This window comes from Ktedonobacter sp. SOSP1-85, assembly GCF_016587415.1.
Lineage (GTDB): Bacteria > Chloroflexota > Ktedonobacteria > Ktedonobacterales > Ktedonobacteraceae > Ktedonobacter.
This window is the reverse complement of the sequence record NZ_BNJI01000001.1, coordinates 787,495-802,056: the sequence shown is the minus strand read 5'-3', so window position 1 is coordinate 802,056 and position 14,562 is coordinate 787,495. Positions and strand designations below refer to the sequence as shown.

The window sequence follows — 14,562 nt, the reverse complement described above, 5'->3', positions numbered from 1 at the left end:
TATGCGCATGGAGACATGCAGAAGGATGAGAACATTATGGATGCCGCTTTTGTCTTCTTCTTTTTCTTGCTTTTAGGAATTGCTGCCTATCGCTGGGGCATAGATAGCCAAGAAGGACTGAATGGCCTGGAGTGGGAGCGACGCGCGCGCTACTGGGCCACGCACCTGAGATGCAGCCATGAATAGCCTGGGTATACGATGTCGCTTGCCATGGTCGTAGTGACGGTAACACATCAGGTTGTGTATAGAAGAGGGGACAAAGCATCATCAAACCGATGTTTGTCTCTTCTTTTATGCACAACCTGACTTGCATTTCTCTCTGGATACATAGGTGACCACTCGTGATGTGCTTGTCTCTGACACCGCTCCTTCCTCTATCTCTATTGTATAATGAGTTCCCTTATGCTGTACTATTGCGAGAGAAGAATGCTTGGTATTGTGTTCCTATGGTCTGCTACGCAACGTTTCCCTGCGGTCGACCGTGTCAAGGCATAGAGAACGGAAATCATGCTGCCTGGTATGCGCATACCCTCTAGAGCAGAAAGAAGGATAAAAGCTATGAGTAAGGATCTCTTGTGGAAGGTCAAAGAAGGCGATCATGTCAAACTCAAGGACTATGACCCCGACCACATTGCAAGCCAGATTGATCGTGATGCAGCCGAGAAGCAGTTGCAGAAACTGAGCCAGGAACTAGGAGAGCTCCAGGAACTGATGACGGCGGCGCAGAAGCATAGCTTTTTGATGATTCTACAGGGGATGGATACCAGTGGTAAGGACGGCACCATTCGTCATGTGTTGAGCTCCTTGAACCCCCAGGGGTGCCAGGTGCATTCATTTAAAGCTCCTTCCCAGGATGAATTGCAGCATGATTTTCTCTGGCGTGTCCATCAACATGTACCACCCAGGGGCATCTTCGGAGTTTTTAATCGCTCACACTACGAGGATGTGTTGATCGTGCGCGTACATAATCTTGTGCCAGAAGATACCTGGCACAAACGCTATCATATCATTAATGCCTTTGAAGAAATGTTGGCTGAGAGCGGTACTATCGTGGTCAAGTTTTTCTTGCATATCAGCAAAGATGAGCAGGCCAGGCGTTTAAAGGCGCGCGAGGACGAGCCAGAGAAGTCCTGGAAGCTTAATGTTGATGATTGGAAGGAGCGGCAGTTCTGGGGCGATTACCAGGAGGCGTATGAGGACGCCTTGAGCAAATGTAGCACGAAGCAGGCACCCTGGTATATTGTGCCCGCCAATCATAAGTGGTATCGTAACCTGGCTATTGCCCAAACGCTGGCAGATACGCTGAAGCCATTTAAGGACGAATGGCAAAAAGATTTGCTTGCGCGTGGTCAGCGTGAGTTGGAAGCTCTGAAGCAGATGCATGTCCAGGCTGAGAAGTAAGGCCTGCCAGGCACGAGAAAATAAAGCAATGAGAGGGTATCCATGTATCTTGATTTGTATGATTATCGTTTGCGCGTCCAGGCTATGTACCGTGAGCGGAACCAGGCTATACTGGCTGGAGAGGATGCAGAGATGGTGTGGCAGCGTTTTCGCCAGAGCCGCGACGCACTCTTTGCCCAGCACTCGCAGTCGGCGCTTGATGCTGAACAGCGTCGTGTCTTCTCCGGCTTGCGGTACTTCCCATACAATCCTGCGCTCCGCTTTGCGGTCACGATTGAGACTGATGTTGAGCCACAGCGACAGATCATTACGATGAGCAGTACTGAGCAAATGACCATGCTTACTATAGGGCGTGTGCGTTTCACCGTTGAGCAGGAGCTAGTAATGCTGCATATCTACTGGCTCGATATCTATGGTGGCGGCCTTTTTCTTCCCTTCCGAGACTTGACCAGCCCTGAAGAGGCGTATGGCGGTGGACGCTATCTCTTTGATACCATCAAAGGGAGCGACTGGCTGCCTGTGCCAGGGAAGACGCACCAGCAACAAATCATGCTCGACTTTAATTATGCATATAATCCATCCTGCGCTTACAATGACGCCTGGATGTGTCCTCTCGCGCCCCGAGAGAATCAATTGCGCGTGCCTCTACGCGCAGGCGAGCTGCGTTATAAGTAAAAGAGCATCTGCGCGCAGGTCCTAGGCGCTTATACGCGTCAGGCTAGCTGGGACCGCAGAAATTTTGTGTAACTCAACACAGGATTGCTGGACAATGATGAGCCTGGCCTCACCATCGATGATAATGGAGAGTTCATAGAGCGCGGGGGACTGAGCAGTCTCGTTGATAGTGTGTAGTATTTGCACATTGGGATAGATTTCAGCCACAGAAAAATAGGTGCTATGGCCGTAGATATCGCTGAAGGTCATGGAACGACGAAATGCAAGCGCATAAGTATCCTTGGTAGATGGCATGAGTTGAGTCCTCCTTTGGCGAAAAATAGACAGTTAAGAAATGTATCTGCCTTAAACATCGGAAGCGCGTAGATATCCTGGTCTAGCTATCTTGTTGGCTCGGTACAGAGTCGCCGGGTAACTGGTAGACACCTTTGCTGTAGGCCTGGGGATTATGTTGTCGTAACCAAAGTTCAACGTAGCCAATGGGGAGCGGTTCAGTAGCGAATTCCGCGATAAATGTGTAGAGTTGGGCGCGTGCCTGACGCGTATCCGCCTCCTCTGAACACTCGATCTCGGCTTCAAGAAAGTCGCCCAGGCCCGAGACATGATCCACACAGAGTTGGACCGAGTCCAGGCTATACTGCCGGCGCGTATTCTCGATTCGTGCCAGTTCCACCAGATTGTTTTCCAGCCGGGCGGCCTCCCAGGTGGGCATAGGGTTCCAGGTGGGAAGAAAATGGTTAAAGAGTTCGTTCATCGCTGCCGCTTGATCGGGCTGTGGTTGGAGTGCAAAAGCATGCTCAGTACTCTGAATATGGGCTTTCTCCGCCTGTTCATTGAACTTAAACTCAAGCTTTTGCTGGTTGCGTACTCGCAGGAAAACCGCCCTCTGGAGCAGGTCCCAATCAGGTGTATCGTAGTAGACATCGACATTGTGGATGTGCCGCTCGAAGCGGGCCTCGCGTAACCTGGCTTCAAGCAAGGGCCACGCTTGAGGCGCGACAGCGCTTTTTACTTCAACTTCAATCATGCCACTGCCCTCCTCTGGCTCAGGCCCGCCATGGCATCAGCCGATGAAGTGTACACCGTTCCCTCTTTCTTCTCAATGAAGGTTGCCAGCCTTTGGAGGCGTGCCTCGTCTTCATAACGGGTCCATTCCGGAGCGTGCGCGGACCAGGAGACGGTTGCTCTCCGGCTGGGTACCTGTGTCAGTACCTCGGGCGGAATGAAACGCGCGAATTGTCCACGGTCATCGACGTAGAGCGGCCCAAGCACAAAGCCATCACAGCCTGCTAGCAGAGCCTCGGCTACCAGGCGCTCGTATTCAAGGTCTGGAATATGGGGAAGGATAGGGCGTACAGCGATAAAGACAGGAATGCCAAGGCGTTTCAAGCTAGCAACAGTCTGCATTCGCTTGGCAGGTGAGGGAGTATGAGGCTCGACAAGCGGGGCAGAGTCCCAGCAACTGACAGATACCAGCGCGCTTAAGGTTGTATCATACGCTTCCATCTGGCTTTGAATAGCGGCTAATCCCTCTAGTGTGGTGGCGTTCATCGCGCCCTTTGTGCTGAAATTAACATGTTTACCGTAGGTGGCCAGTCGCCCTAGCATGGCTATTCCTCGCTCGGGACGTGCGAAAGGGTCGCCATCATAGCCAAATTGGATCGTATCAAAGGCAGCTTCGTGCGCGAAAGCTTCAAACTGGGTAAGAACTTCCTCTGGATCCACGCGCGAAAGTCCAACTTCGCCACCACGCGTATAGCAGTAGCGACAGCCAAAGGGGCAGGGTTCCCCAACCGGGACAAGAACGCGATTCTTTTCAACTTTGAACATGATGCGCTTCTTCATATATAACCCCTTTCAAACTCACCCCTACTCGCGACTTTTGGGCACATCATACTATGGACCTGACAAGCGTAAGTGCGCTTGTAGACGTATGACATTCTGGATATTTCTTTAACTCTCCCAGTAAGAGTATAACATAGAATTGTTAATTAGAATACAATTTATGCTAAATTGTAAATTTCGTAGCATTTGCGCAAATGATAGGATGATTCCGAGGATAGTCTTAAACCGGTTTTTTTAAGGCAGTTGCTATAGGTGCAGGAAATCAGCATTTGCTGTTTAATATATGTTTTCACGAAGACATATGTAAGCTATTGCCTGTGCAGAAAATACTTGTAAACGAAGTAGTCGATTTGAGGCTATTGTTTACGCCTGCTCGGGAAAAGAGCGACTGTTGTGTTTTTGTAAAAGATAGTTGCTATGTTCTTTATAATGATGCATAGTAGCAATATGTAGCCTTATGTAGAAAAGAGTGCCCTTGTCATGCAAAATTGCTAAAGAAAACATTTTGAGAATACATATGTTAAATACTTGCATTGCCTATGAATATAGAGTATGCTCTTCTTGTAATATAAAAGCTAGATGTTTGTATGCTTCGCTATATCCACCCCATAGTCTGGCCATGTTGCCCTGAGATATCAAAACCCGGTTCATATGGAAAGGAATTGAGATGCTATGCCAGTAGATGGGCCACAAGTAGGCGGTTCCGAGGTGAAGTTACTCGGTGACGAGCGCTTTCTTCGTAGAGTTGCATATCTCTACTATGAAGAGGGAAATTCTCAAGAGGTAATCGCTGAGAGGGAGTATTGCTCCAGGCAGACCGTAAGTAAGGCACTCCAGAAGGCTAAAGAGCGAGGCATTGTGCGTATTTCGATTGTGCCCGATCTGCGCGCAGGCTTTTTGCGGAACCTGGCGCGTGATGTGCGCATAGAACTGGGACTGGAAGACCTGGTTCTTGTTCCGGGTCGCAGCTTTGATCATCTGAAAGAGTGCCAGTCGTCCTTTGACGAGGTTGTGATTGAAATTACAACCGCGGCGGCTGATTACCTTGATCAGCTTTTGAAAGATGGAGATAAGCTGGCTATCTGTGGTGGTAAGACATTTATGCGCAACGTGGAGCGATACCTTAAACCAACGAAGCTATTACCCAATCTCGATGTTGTCGCAACGATTGGTTTCGTCCAAGCTCACACTACCTATGGCGATGCGAACTTGATCGCGCATGATATTGCGGTTGCTTATGGAGGAAGACATACCTGGTTTTGTGCAGGGGCATTTTTCCCCAATGCCACACCTGATTTTAACTTAGATGGATTTAAGGCCCTGATTCGACAGTATCCTATGCTAGATGACGCCTATTCGCTGTATGAGGAGGTCTCGATTTTTATGTTGAGTGTCTGGCCTCCTCACACGAATGATGATGTTGTCACGCACGGTATTATCTCTCCGGAACAGATGCAGGCTATGGATAATCTCCATCCAGTGGCTGATATTAACCACTGGGTGTTTGATGCCAAGGGACGCTGTATCAATGAGCTTATGGACTCGCCTCCCTATTACCTTACAGGGTTTGAGATTCCTCGCTTAAAGGAGGTATTACAGGGCAGCGGCAAGAAGTCGATTCTTGTCGCTGGCGGCGGTCCAGACTATATTCCCGCCATTCGTGCCGCTTTGAGAGCTGGTGTGGCTAACATCTTAATCACTGACCATGTGACCGCCCAGCTTTTGTTGGAAATCTGAGTACGACATACCCACCCAGGCTATATAAAGGATGCGGCAAGCTGCTGTATTGAAGAGCATACCTTGCCGCAATATAAGCTGATGGAACATATACATATACCCCCACTTTATTGTCCCTTTGAGCCGCGTGTCAGCCCGCATGTCCAGATTGTCCAGGACCATACACAGGGCTGGGTGCAGCATTTCCGTCTGCTGAAGGATGAGGCTACGCGCCATTTCGCAGCAGCACGGATGGGTTGGCTCGTCGCGCGTTGCTATCCCACGGCGACAGTGGGTGAGCTCTCGTTGCTTGCTGATTGGCTCACCTGGTTGTTTCTTGTGGATGATCTTTTTAGTGAAGGGGCGATGAGCCAGCACCCAAAACAAATACAGTTTATTATGGATGAGTTTATTGTCACTCTTTACGGCATATCCGCGAATTTTAAGAAACCATTAACGGAAGCGCTGCATGATCTCTGGTCGCGAACAGCACAGGAGGCGACTACATCCTGGCAAGCGCGCTTTAAACGCCACCTGGTTGCCAATTACTTCGCCGGTACATGTTGGGAGGCGGATAATCGAGCGCAGGGGCGCATGCCGGACGTGGACACATATATTGAAAATCGTCGGAGCTCTAGCGGTATGCTCATGGGGATCGACTTTATTGATTTTGTGGAGCGTATCTCCTTTCCAAGTACTTTGCGCTTGAGTGATGCTTTTCAAACGATCCTGCGCATGACAAACAATATTGTGTGCTGGGCTAATGATATCGTTTCTCTGAGGAAGGAGATAGAGCATCATGATGTCAATAACCTGGTGCTCGTGTTGCAACATACCTATCAATTGCCTTTGCAGGATGCCGTAAATATAACATCTGAAATGATAGAGAGAGAGACGAAGGATTTCCTCCTGGCTGAACAGCGCCTGATTACGCATTTCCCCCTCTTTGAGGAGCAATTGCAGCGCTATACCGCAGCACTGCGCGCATTGATACGAGGGAATCTAGACTGGTCGCTTGAAACTGCACGTTACTTACAAAAAGAGTCTTCAGCAGTATTGAAAAAGTAGGGAAATCATGTTAGAATGTATGTATGGAGCATACATATTCACCAAAACAATTTGGAAAACTGATTGGAAAATCGGTCAATACCTTGCAAAAATGGGATCGCAAGGGGATTTTACCCGCGTTTCGGAGTCCGACAAATCGGCGCTACTACACACATGAACAATACTTGCAGTATCGTGGGCTGATTTCCTCCGAGCAGGGATTGGTGATCGCGTATGCTCGTGTGTCTTCCCCCTCACAGAAAAAAGACCTGGCTCTCCAAAAAGAAGCTCTGCGCGCCTACTGCCTGGAACATGGGATCAACGTGGACCAGTGGATCGAAGACATTGGCTCTGCACTCAACTACAAACGCAAAGGCTTCAATCAGGTGATCGAGCACATTGAATTAGGACAGGTAGCTCGGCTCATTATCGGCTATGAGGATCGGTTCGTGCGCTTTGGTTATGACTGGTTTGAGCAGTTTTGTGAACGGCATGGAACCCAGATCACGGTGGTGAACGGCGAACCCTTCTCCCCCGAAGAAGAACTGGTGCGGGACTTGATGGCCATTGTGACCGTCTTCAGCTCCCAGCTCCCCGGCCTGCGTTCGCACAGAAACCTGATTCGAGCAGCAGCTCTGGGAAAGGATATCAAGGATGATCAAGACCCACAAGATCAGACTGCATCCCACACCTGAGCAAGCCCATTACTTTGCAAGAGCCGCAGGAACGAGCCGGTTCGTGTGGAATTGGGCGCTGGCCGAGTGGAATCGGCAGTATGAGGCCGGAGAAAAACCCACTGCCTTGAAACTCAAGAAGCAATTCAACGAGATCCGGCGCTCTCAATTTCCCTGGACATGGGAGGTGACGAAGAACGCCTCAGATCAGCCCTTTCTCGATCTGGGAAAAGCCTTCACCGCGTTTTTTGAAGGCAAAGCCAAACGCCCCACGTTCAAGAGCAAGAAAACAAGCAAACCCTCCTTTTACCTTGCCAACGATCAATTCGCGTTGGGGGATCATCGCATGTGGATCCCCAAGCTCGGATGGGTCAATCTGGCTGAGAAGCTGCGGTTTGTGGGCCGCGTGAAAGGGGCACGCATCACCAAAACAGCGGATTGGTGGTTTGTTTCCATCCAGGTCGAGATCCCTGATCCCATCCCAGTGAACAAACCAGCCGCCGTGGGAATTGATGTGGGGCTCAACCGCCTGGCCACCTTGAGTACAGGAGAGGAAGTCGAAAACCAAGCCTTCCTCAAAACCGCTCTCAAGAAATTGCGTCAGGCCAACAAACGGCTGCATCGCCGAAAACTGGGATCAAAGAATCGGGAGAAAGCGCGCCAACAGGTCGCCCGTCTGCATTATCGCATCACCTGCCTGCGCCAGGATGTCCTTCAGAAGCTCACCACCAGGCTGGCCGACAGTTACGGGATCATCGGAGTGGAAGATCTCCACCTCAAGGGACTTCTCAAGAATCGCCGTCTCGCTCGCTCGTTGGCCGATGCCTCGCTGGGCACCCTCAGGCGTCTGCTCGAGGCAAAAGTGGCGCAACGTGGGGGACTGGTGATCAAGGTGGGCCGTTTCTTTCCTTCCAGTAAGACCTGTCATTGCTGCGGTTGGACGTGGGAAGTGATGACGCTCAAGGATCGCATCTTTGTGTGTCAGAATCCTGCTTGCCCATATGACCAGTTTTCGCAGGATCGAGATTACAACGCAGGTCAGAATGTGTTACGGGAAGCCCTTCGCTTGATCGGGCTCATTGATCAAGCCGTCTCCGGTACTGGCTCGGACGAAGACGCAAACTTGCCTGCGGACGCGGGGTAAGACCAAAAGGCTTCGGCCCGGAGGCACCTGCGGATGAAACAGGAACAACGAAATTCGGTGTGAACGTATGCTTGCATACGTTTGCATAGGAAAATCGGAGCAGTCTACCGTCGGGAAATGAGGGATAAGGTGGCGAGAAAAAAGTCCTCCGGTGGTACCCGAGGTTTGGGTATGTGAGCAATAACAGGCTGAAGCGTTATACTGAGTAGACAGGGCTAGATTCGTCTGTCTGGCAGATGTGCTTGAGAGTCTGAACGCAGGTACGTTTCGTAATAATCTTAAGGAACGGGTTTTCTGTGTTTTGTTCTGTCCGCGATATTTAGAGTGGTAGCAGGCTGATTGAGTTCCAAGGAGGAGACATCGTATGAGTAATCAACCTTATGGGTCGGATCCACGATATCCGCAGCAAGGTTATCAACAGGCTCAAGAACCAACGGAACCCGTTTATAATGAGCGGGTCTACCGAAGAAATGAAGGCGATGGCTATGTCCAGAGCCAGCAGGAGCGCTATGTCGGACCCAATCAGGTGGAGCGGCGCGAGGAGGTCTATGTTAATCCTGATGTGCAGCGGGCCAAGATGCGCTATTGGGTGGCGGCAACCATCTACTTTATCCTCAGCGTGCTAGAAATTATCCTGCTTTTGCGCTTTATCTTCCGCCTGTTGGGCGCCAATGAATCTAACGGCTTCGTCAAGGGGCTGTATGATCTAAGCTATGTCTTTATGGGACCTTTCAAAGGCATCTTTAGTGACCCATCCTTTGGCCAGGCAAGCATGTTCGAGATCTCAACGCTGATTGCGATGCTCATCTATGCCCTGATTGCCTGGGGCCTGGTGGCGTTGAGCCGGGTCGCGTTGGGTCCCACAGTACGCGCTTAAAGAACTTCTCGCCACTATGTGGCTTGCAGATTATGAGATGGGAGTGGAAATGCCTGCTGCATTTCCACTCCCATCTCATCACGCTGCTCAGCGTTGCAGACGCCGAGAACATCTCTTTTTACAGAGATAGTGGCGAGAAAGCCCCGGTCATTGATGCCTGACACTTACACACAAATCATGAAGGATGGAGACGAGCGGCGAGATGAACGCCCTCCAAGACGTCCATGACCCGCATCCATCCTTTCCATAAGGTCTGCCATCCTGGTGGTCCATCACTCTTCCGGTCGAGGTAACCTCCCAGACGGGCAATCGCGCGCCACAAGTGCTCGGCCGTCACAATGTTGCGGTGACGGTGATCCAACAAGATCACGGCCTGGATAGCCTCTTGAGAAACCACATTCCCCGCAGGGATCTCGGTGGCTTGCTGTGCCGCTTGTCGTATCAGCAACAGGCGCAAGGCAATGGGAGTGAGGATGGCTAACAGGTTCCATTGGGCCTGCATGCTTTGCAGATTGTGCTGCTCCATCCGACAGCCAGTTTTGAGTGCCTTGTGGAAGTCCTCCAGTAGCCAACGCCAGCCATACCATTGCACCACCTCCCATGCCTCGCTTGGGCAAGTGATCGGCAGCGTGGTCAACACGATCCATTCTAACGGTTCTTGCCCTTCGGGTGGGGACGGTTCCCAAACCCGGACGACCCAGGCGACAATCTCCGTTTTGCGCAAACAGGCTCCGTTCACAGGTGGCTGGACTCGCACCTTTTGAAAATTCATCTGTAAGAGTGCTTCTCGCTTGGGCTGAGCATGCTGGGCAGGAATGTGCACCAGATGGGCATCTACGCCAGGGAGGGCACGAGCCAGGGCCTTGAGATGCCCTTCGTCGAGCCTTGCTTGCGCATCCCCTTGGGAAATCTCCACGTTACGATCCTGGGCCACTCGCAACACAAAATCATACTCTAGATCCTCACACGTCTGCCAAAACGTGTAGACATCGCTGCCGCTATCGCTTACATAGACCCATTGATGATGCTCAGGCACTCGCCCGATCTGCCGCACGCTCTCTTCCCAGACGTGGGATTCTCGCTCTCTCTTTTTGCGCTCCGCCTTGGTTTCCCCAACGGGAGCAAGCTGACGAATGAAGGGTGAGAGCGTCATACATCCTAAGATCTGCTGGTTGTGCGGATTCATTGCAAGCACGGTGTGTAAACTGAAGCCAATATCTTTTTTGCTGTTGCCCATCGGCCCTCGTCCTTTGAGTGCATGATGGGTCGAAAAGTCAAACTCGGTCGTGTCTGCCAGCAGCAGGGTGCAAAAGTGTTGGGTTGCCTCGCCGTAGACCTGGCTCCAGTGGGGAGCCAGGATATCCTGATAGGTGATGGCGTCCAGATTCAGCAGGCGATAGGCCCCCTGCGTTTCGCCCCAGGTCTGCAACGCATGAGGCAAGGAACCCGATGGGGTTGTTGCCAACGCGCTGGAGACCTTGAGCAAACGATCTGTGCGTCGTGGATCCCCCAATTCTGCTGCTCCGAAGGTCTGGGCGGCCCATTCGTCGGCATGCTGCAAAGGTTCTTGTTCCATGAGCCTTCCTCCTTGGCTTTTTCACGCTTTTCTTTTCAGCACGCCAAAACTTGTGTGTAAGTGTCAGTCATTGATGCCGGGGATGAATCGCCACCTCCTCGCGTGCGAGAAGAAAACCGGGAGAACGCATACATCTAGAACTTGCGTTCTCCCAGTTTTTCTGGTAAAATAGACGCACAATGATTGGTCGCAGGTGTGAGCTTGAAGGAGGAGCGCAAGTGCCGAAGAAAGGCCAGGGACCGCGCACGCAGAAAGAACAGCAGGAGAAGCGACCCGCGACCCCCACCTTTCTGCTCGAACTGCCTCTGGTGGTCGATCCAGGACAAGCCGCACGCCTGTGCGCCCACCTGGAAGCGGCTCGCCAACTCTACAACGCCATCCTCTCCCAAGGACAGAAGCGCCTGCGACGCATGTGGGCTGACCCCGCCTGGCAAGAGGCCCGTGCCATTCCTCGCACGCACAAGACCGAACGAGCGGCCGCCTTCTCCACCTTGCGCCGCGCGCATGGCTTCACCGAAGCCGCCCTGCACGAAGCGGTCAAGGGGCTACGCGTGGGCTGGATTGCCGAGCATATCGAGGCGGTGCTGGCGCAAACCCTGGCCACCCGCGCCTATCGTGCCCTCAATCGCATCTGTCTGGGCAAAGGAAAACGCGTGCGTTTCAAGAGCCGAGGACGCGGCTTCTCCAGCATCGAGAACAAGCGCAATGATACCAGCCTTCGCTTTGTCCTGCAACCGCCCGAAGCCGGGAATGCGGGATATCTGCTCTGGAACGGAGACCGGTTGCCCGCCCTTATCGACTGGAAGAATGAGGTGGTGACCCACGGCTTGAAGCACCGCATCAAGTATGCTCGCCTCATCCAACGCCCCGCCAGCAGCCCCAGAGCCGCCGGAGCCGATGCGCATGGAGATCGGTATTTCGTCCAACTGGCGCTGGAAGGCAAGCCCCACCACAAACCGAAGCACAAGGTTGGCACAGGCATCGTTGGAGGCGATCTCGGGCCCTCCACTCTGGCCATTGTTCCCCAGGAAGGGGAGGCGAGCCTGAACGTGTTCTGTGCTGAGCTGGCTCCTGATGCCAAAGCCATTCGTCGCTTGCAGCGGCAGATGGATCGGCAGAGGCGAGCGGGTAATCCTGAGCACTATGACGAGAAGGGGCGCATCAAAAAGCAGGGCAAAAAGACGCCGCGATGGAAGCACAGTAAGCGCTACCAGACCACACGACGGCGCAAAGCCACCAAAGAGCGCACGCTGGCAGCTCACCGCAAGAGCCTGCATGGCCGTAAGGTGCATGAGGTCGTGGCGCTGGGCAACACCATCATTCTCGAAAAGGTGTCCTACAAGGCCTGGCAAAAAACGTTTGGCAAGAGCGTGGGGCTGCGAGCACCGGGGATGTTTGTAGAATTCTTGAGACGCACCGTTGCAAGCACGGGCGGCACCCTGGTGGAAGTTCCCACACGCAAAACGGCGCTGAGCCAATGGTGCCATGGCTGTGGCAAGCGGGTCAAGAAGCCGCTCTCCCAGCGCTGGCATCAGTGCTCCTGTGGCATTGGTCCCGTCCAACGCGACCTCTACTCGGCGTTTCTTGCCGCCTACCTTGATCCAGCAGATCCCACTCCCTCGTGTGCCCGATACCAGGGGTATTGGGAAGGTGCGGAAGCGCGCCTGATGGCAGCACATGAGCGTACAACACAACGCGCGAAAGAGGGGCAGACCATGCCCCAAAGCTTGGGCCTGGCCCGAGCCGGAGCGCGTCTGCCCGAAAGTCCAGGGGAACCACCACAAGAGCGAGCAAGCCTCCTCACCAAAGGAGGTCAGTTCGAAGCGTGGGCAGAACCTCTGGAACCCCCGTTGCTTTAGCACGGGGAGCTCTCAGTTGACTTCGATTGTGTCTAGATATTTGGGCGTGCGACGGGCATGCGTACCCTGCTCAAAGGCGTAGGCGAGGCGGATAAGGGTTGCTTCGCTGTAAGCGCGGCCCATAAAGGTCAGCCCTACGGGAAGCTCAAAGACAAAGCCTGCCGGGACGGTGATCGCGGGGTAGCCCGCCAGGGCTGCGGGCTGAGAGCTTCCTCCGAGTGGATGGTCTCCATCGATGACATCAATGCACCAGGCGGGGGCGCTTGTGGGCATGATCAGGGCGTCCAGGTTATACTGCTCCATAATGGCATCAATCCCCTCCTGGCGCGAGAAGCGGCGATTCTCCTCCAGGGCGTGCAGGTAGGTAGAATCATCCAATCCCACTGTCTCCTGGGCGCGCAGGAGTAGTTCCTGTCCAAAATAGGGTAATTCCTCGGTGGCATGAGCCTTGTTAAAGGCGATGATCTCCTCCAAGCTGCGCACGGGACTACTTTCGAGATCTGCCAGGTAGCTATTAAGGTCGGCCTTAAACTCATGCAGCAAGACGATCATCTCGCTTTGGGACTCGCTCATCTGCTTGGCTGTGGGAATATTGGCGGGATCAATAATCTCAGCTCCCAGGCTCCGCAATTGCTCGATAGCCTCTTCAATAATGGCGTCCGCCCTGGCGCTATAGCCAAAATAGACATCGCGTGCCACCCCAATGCGCGCTCCCTTTAACCCATTGCCATCGAGAAATTTCGTGTAGTCAATTGTCTCTGGATGAGGATTCTCGTGACTTGTCGGGTCGAGTTCATCGGGGCCGGTAATGGCGCTTAGAAGGGCGGCGGCGTCTGCGACCGTGCGCGCCATTGGACCAACAGTATCCTGGCTATGCGCGATAGGTACCACACCCGCGCGGCTGGTCAGACCGACCGTTGGTTTGATGCCGACAAGACAGGAGACGGCTGAGGGACAGAGGATAGAACCATCGGTCTCAGTTCCCAGAGCTGCGGTGGCCAGGTTTGCAGCGATGGCCGTGCCTGAGCCGGAACTGGAGCCACAGGGTGTGCGATTGAGCACATAGGGGTTGCGGGTCTGACCTCCTCGGCCACTCCAACCACTGGAGGAGGCGTCTGAGCGAAAGTTGGCCCATTCGCTGAGGTTGGTTTTCCCCAGGAGAATGGCTCCCGCTTCGCGGAGTTTGCGCGCCACCGTTGCGTCGCGACGTGGGCGTGATCCAAGCAGCGCCAGGGATCCCGCGGTGGTCTCCATCTGGTCAGCGGTAGCGATGTTATCTTTGAGCAGGATGGGAATGCCGTGGAGTGGACCTCGTGGCCCCGTGTTTCGGCGCTCCTCGTCAAGCGTATCGGCGATCTCAAGGGCCTCGGGATTGATCTCAAGGACAGATCGCAGGTGTGGCCCCTGCTGGTCAAACTGCTGGATGCGTTCGATATAGTCTTCGGTTAACTGGCGCGCGGTGAGGCGCCCGGAGTCCATGGCGGCTTGTAGCTCGGCAATGCTTGCCTCTTCCAATCGCATATATACCCTTTCTGCACGGAGGAAGTTTGATCTCTTTGTGTATATATGCTCTGGAAAGCGTGTTCCTCACATTGGCTAACATACGAGTAAGCTTAGTACTTTGAAGGTGGTAACCAAAATGGCTAAGCAAGGACCTTAATCATTGTCCTATGAATAAAAAATGTCGAGAAAGCTTTATAACATAGTAGTTGACCTTGCATCAGTAGTGTGTTGCCCTTCTGTTGATT

The 14,562-nt window shown here is 52.9% G+C and carries 14 protein-coding genes; 9 read left to right on the top strand and 5 right to left on the bottom strand.

The annotated features are described in order from the left end of the window. Window positions 1–15: 15 nt before the first annotated feature. From KTE_RS03730 to KTE_RS03720, 3 genes are all read left to right on the top strand, one after another. Complete coding sequence (locus KTE_RS03730; RefSeq protein WP_201378681.1) at window positions 16–186, top strand: hypothetical protein; 171 nt, start codon at window positions 16–18, stop codon at window positions 184–186. A 372-nt stretch (window positions 187–558) separates the two neighbouring features. Continuing rightward, window positions 559–1,401, top strand: a complete 843-nt coding sequence (locus tag KTE_RS03725) for a polyphosphate kinase 2 family protein (RefSeq protein ID WP_201378679.1) — start codon at window positions 559–561, stop codon at window positions 1,399–1,401. 42 nt (window positions 1,402–1,443) lie between these two features. Then, window positions 1,444–2,076 carry a DUF1684 domain-containing protein gene (locus tag KTE_RS03720; RefSeq protein WP_201378677.1) on the top strand — a complete coding sequence of 211 codons (633 nt, stop codon included), beginning with the start codon at window positions 1,444–1,446 and terminating at the stop codon, window positions 2,074–2,076. 21 nt (window positions 2,077–2,097) lie between these two features. Here KTE_RS03720 and KTE_RS03715 read toward each other — a convergent pair whose 3' ends face one another. From KTE_RS03715 to KTE_RS03705, 3 genes are all read right to left on the bottom strand, one after another. Continuing rightward, on the bottom strand, window positions 2,098–2,370 hold the full coding sequence (locus tag KTE_RS03715) for a hypothetical protein (protein ID WP_201378675.1): 273 nt from the start codon (window positions 2,368–2,370) through the stop codon (window positions 2,098–2,100). Between the two features lie 82 nt (window positions 2,371–2,452). Next, the gene (locus tag KTE_RS03710) at window positions 2,453–3,103 is read right to left on the bottom strand and encodes a CYTH domain-containing protein (protein WP_201378673.1); all 651 of its coding nucleotides are present in this window, start codon (window positions 3,101–3,103) and stop codon (window positions 2,453–2,455) included. Beyond that, a complete protein-coding gene (locus KTE_RS03705; protein WP_201378670.1) occupies window positions 3,100–3,921 on the bottom strand; it encodes a radical SAM protein in 822 nt (273 codons plus the stop codon). Before KTE_RS03705 ends, KTE_RS03710 begins: the two co-directional genes overlap by 4 nt. Window positions 3,922–4,593: 672 nt before the next feature. On the opposite strand from KTE_RS03705, the gene KTE_RS03700 reads away from it, so the two are divergent. From KTE_RS03700 to KTE_RS03680, 5 genes are all read left to right on the top strand, one after another. After that, a complete protein-coding gene (locus tag KTE_RS03700; RefSeq protein WP_201378668.1) occupies window positions 4,594–5,658 on the top strand; it encodes a sugar-binding transcriptional regulator in 1,065 nt (354 codons plus the stop codon). 63 nt (window positions 5,659–5,721) lie between these two features. Then, the gene (locus KTE_RS03695; RefSeq protein ID WP_201378666.1) at window positions 5,722–6,705 is read left to right on the top strand and encodes a hypothetical protein; all 984 of its coding nucleotides are present in this window, start codon (window positions 5,722–5,724) and stop codon (window positions 6,703–6,705) included. 23 nt (window positions 6,706–6,728) lie between these two features. After that, window positions 6,729–7,379 carry an IS607 family transposase gene (locus KTE_RS03690; RefSeq protein WP_201378664.1) on the top strand — a complete coding sequence of 217 codons (651 nt, stop codon included), beginning with the start codon at window positions 6,729–6,731 and terminating at the stop codon, window positions 7,377–7,379. Beyond that, window positions 7,339–8,502, top strand: coding sequence for an RNA-guided endonuclease TnpB family protein (locus KTE_RS03685; RefSeq protein ID WP_201378662.1), 1,164 nt, complete (start codon window positions 7,339–7,341; stop codon window positions 8,500–8,502). The genes KTE_RS03690 and KTE_RS03685 overlap by 41 nt, the downstream gene beginning before the upstream one ends. A gap of 364 nt (window positions 8,503–8,866) precedes the next feature. Continuing rightward, on the top strand, window positions 8,867–9,379 hold the full coding sequence (locus KTE_RS03680; RefSeq protein ID WP_201371995.1) for a YggT family protein: 513 nt from the start codon (window positions 8,867–8,869) through the stop codon (window positions 9,377–9,379). A gap of 175 nt (window positions 9,380–9,554) precedes the next feature. Here the strand turns inward: KTE_RS03680 and KTE_RS03675 are convergent, their stop codons facing one another. Continuing rightward, window positions 9,555–10,955: an IS4 family transposase gene (locus tag KTE_RS03675; protein ID WP_201378659.1), complete on the bottom strand. Its 1,401-nt coding sequence runs from the start codon at window positions 10,953–10,955 to the stop codon at window positions 9,555–9,557. A 218-nt stretch (window positions 10,956–11,173) separates the two neighbouring features. Between KTE_RS03675 and KTE_RS03670 the strand changes: the two genes are divergently transcribed. Next, the gene (locus KTE_RS03670) at window positions 11,174–12,814 is read left to right on the top strand and encodes a zinc ribbon domain-containing protein (protein ID WP_201378657.1); all 1,641 of its coding nucleotides are present in this window, start codon (window positions 11,174–11,176) and stop codon (window positions 12,812–12,814) included. A 12-nt stretch (window positions 12,815–12,826) separates the two neighbouring features. Here KTE_RS03670 and KTE_RS03665 read toward each other — a convergent pair whose 3' ends face one another. Further along, window positions 12,827–14,335 (bottom strand): amidase, encoded by a 1,509-nt coding sequence (locus tag KTE_RS03665; protein ID WP_201378655.1) that lies wholly within the window; start codon window positions 14,333–14,335, stop codon window positions 12,827–12,829. Window positions 14,336–14,562: the final 227 nt, after the last annotated feature.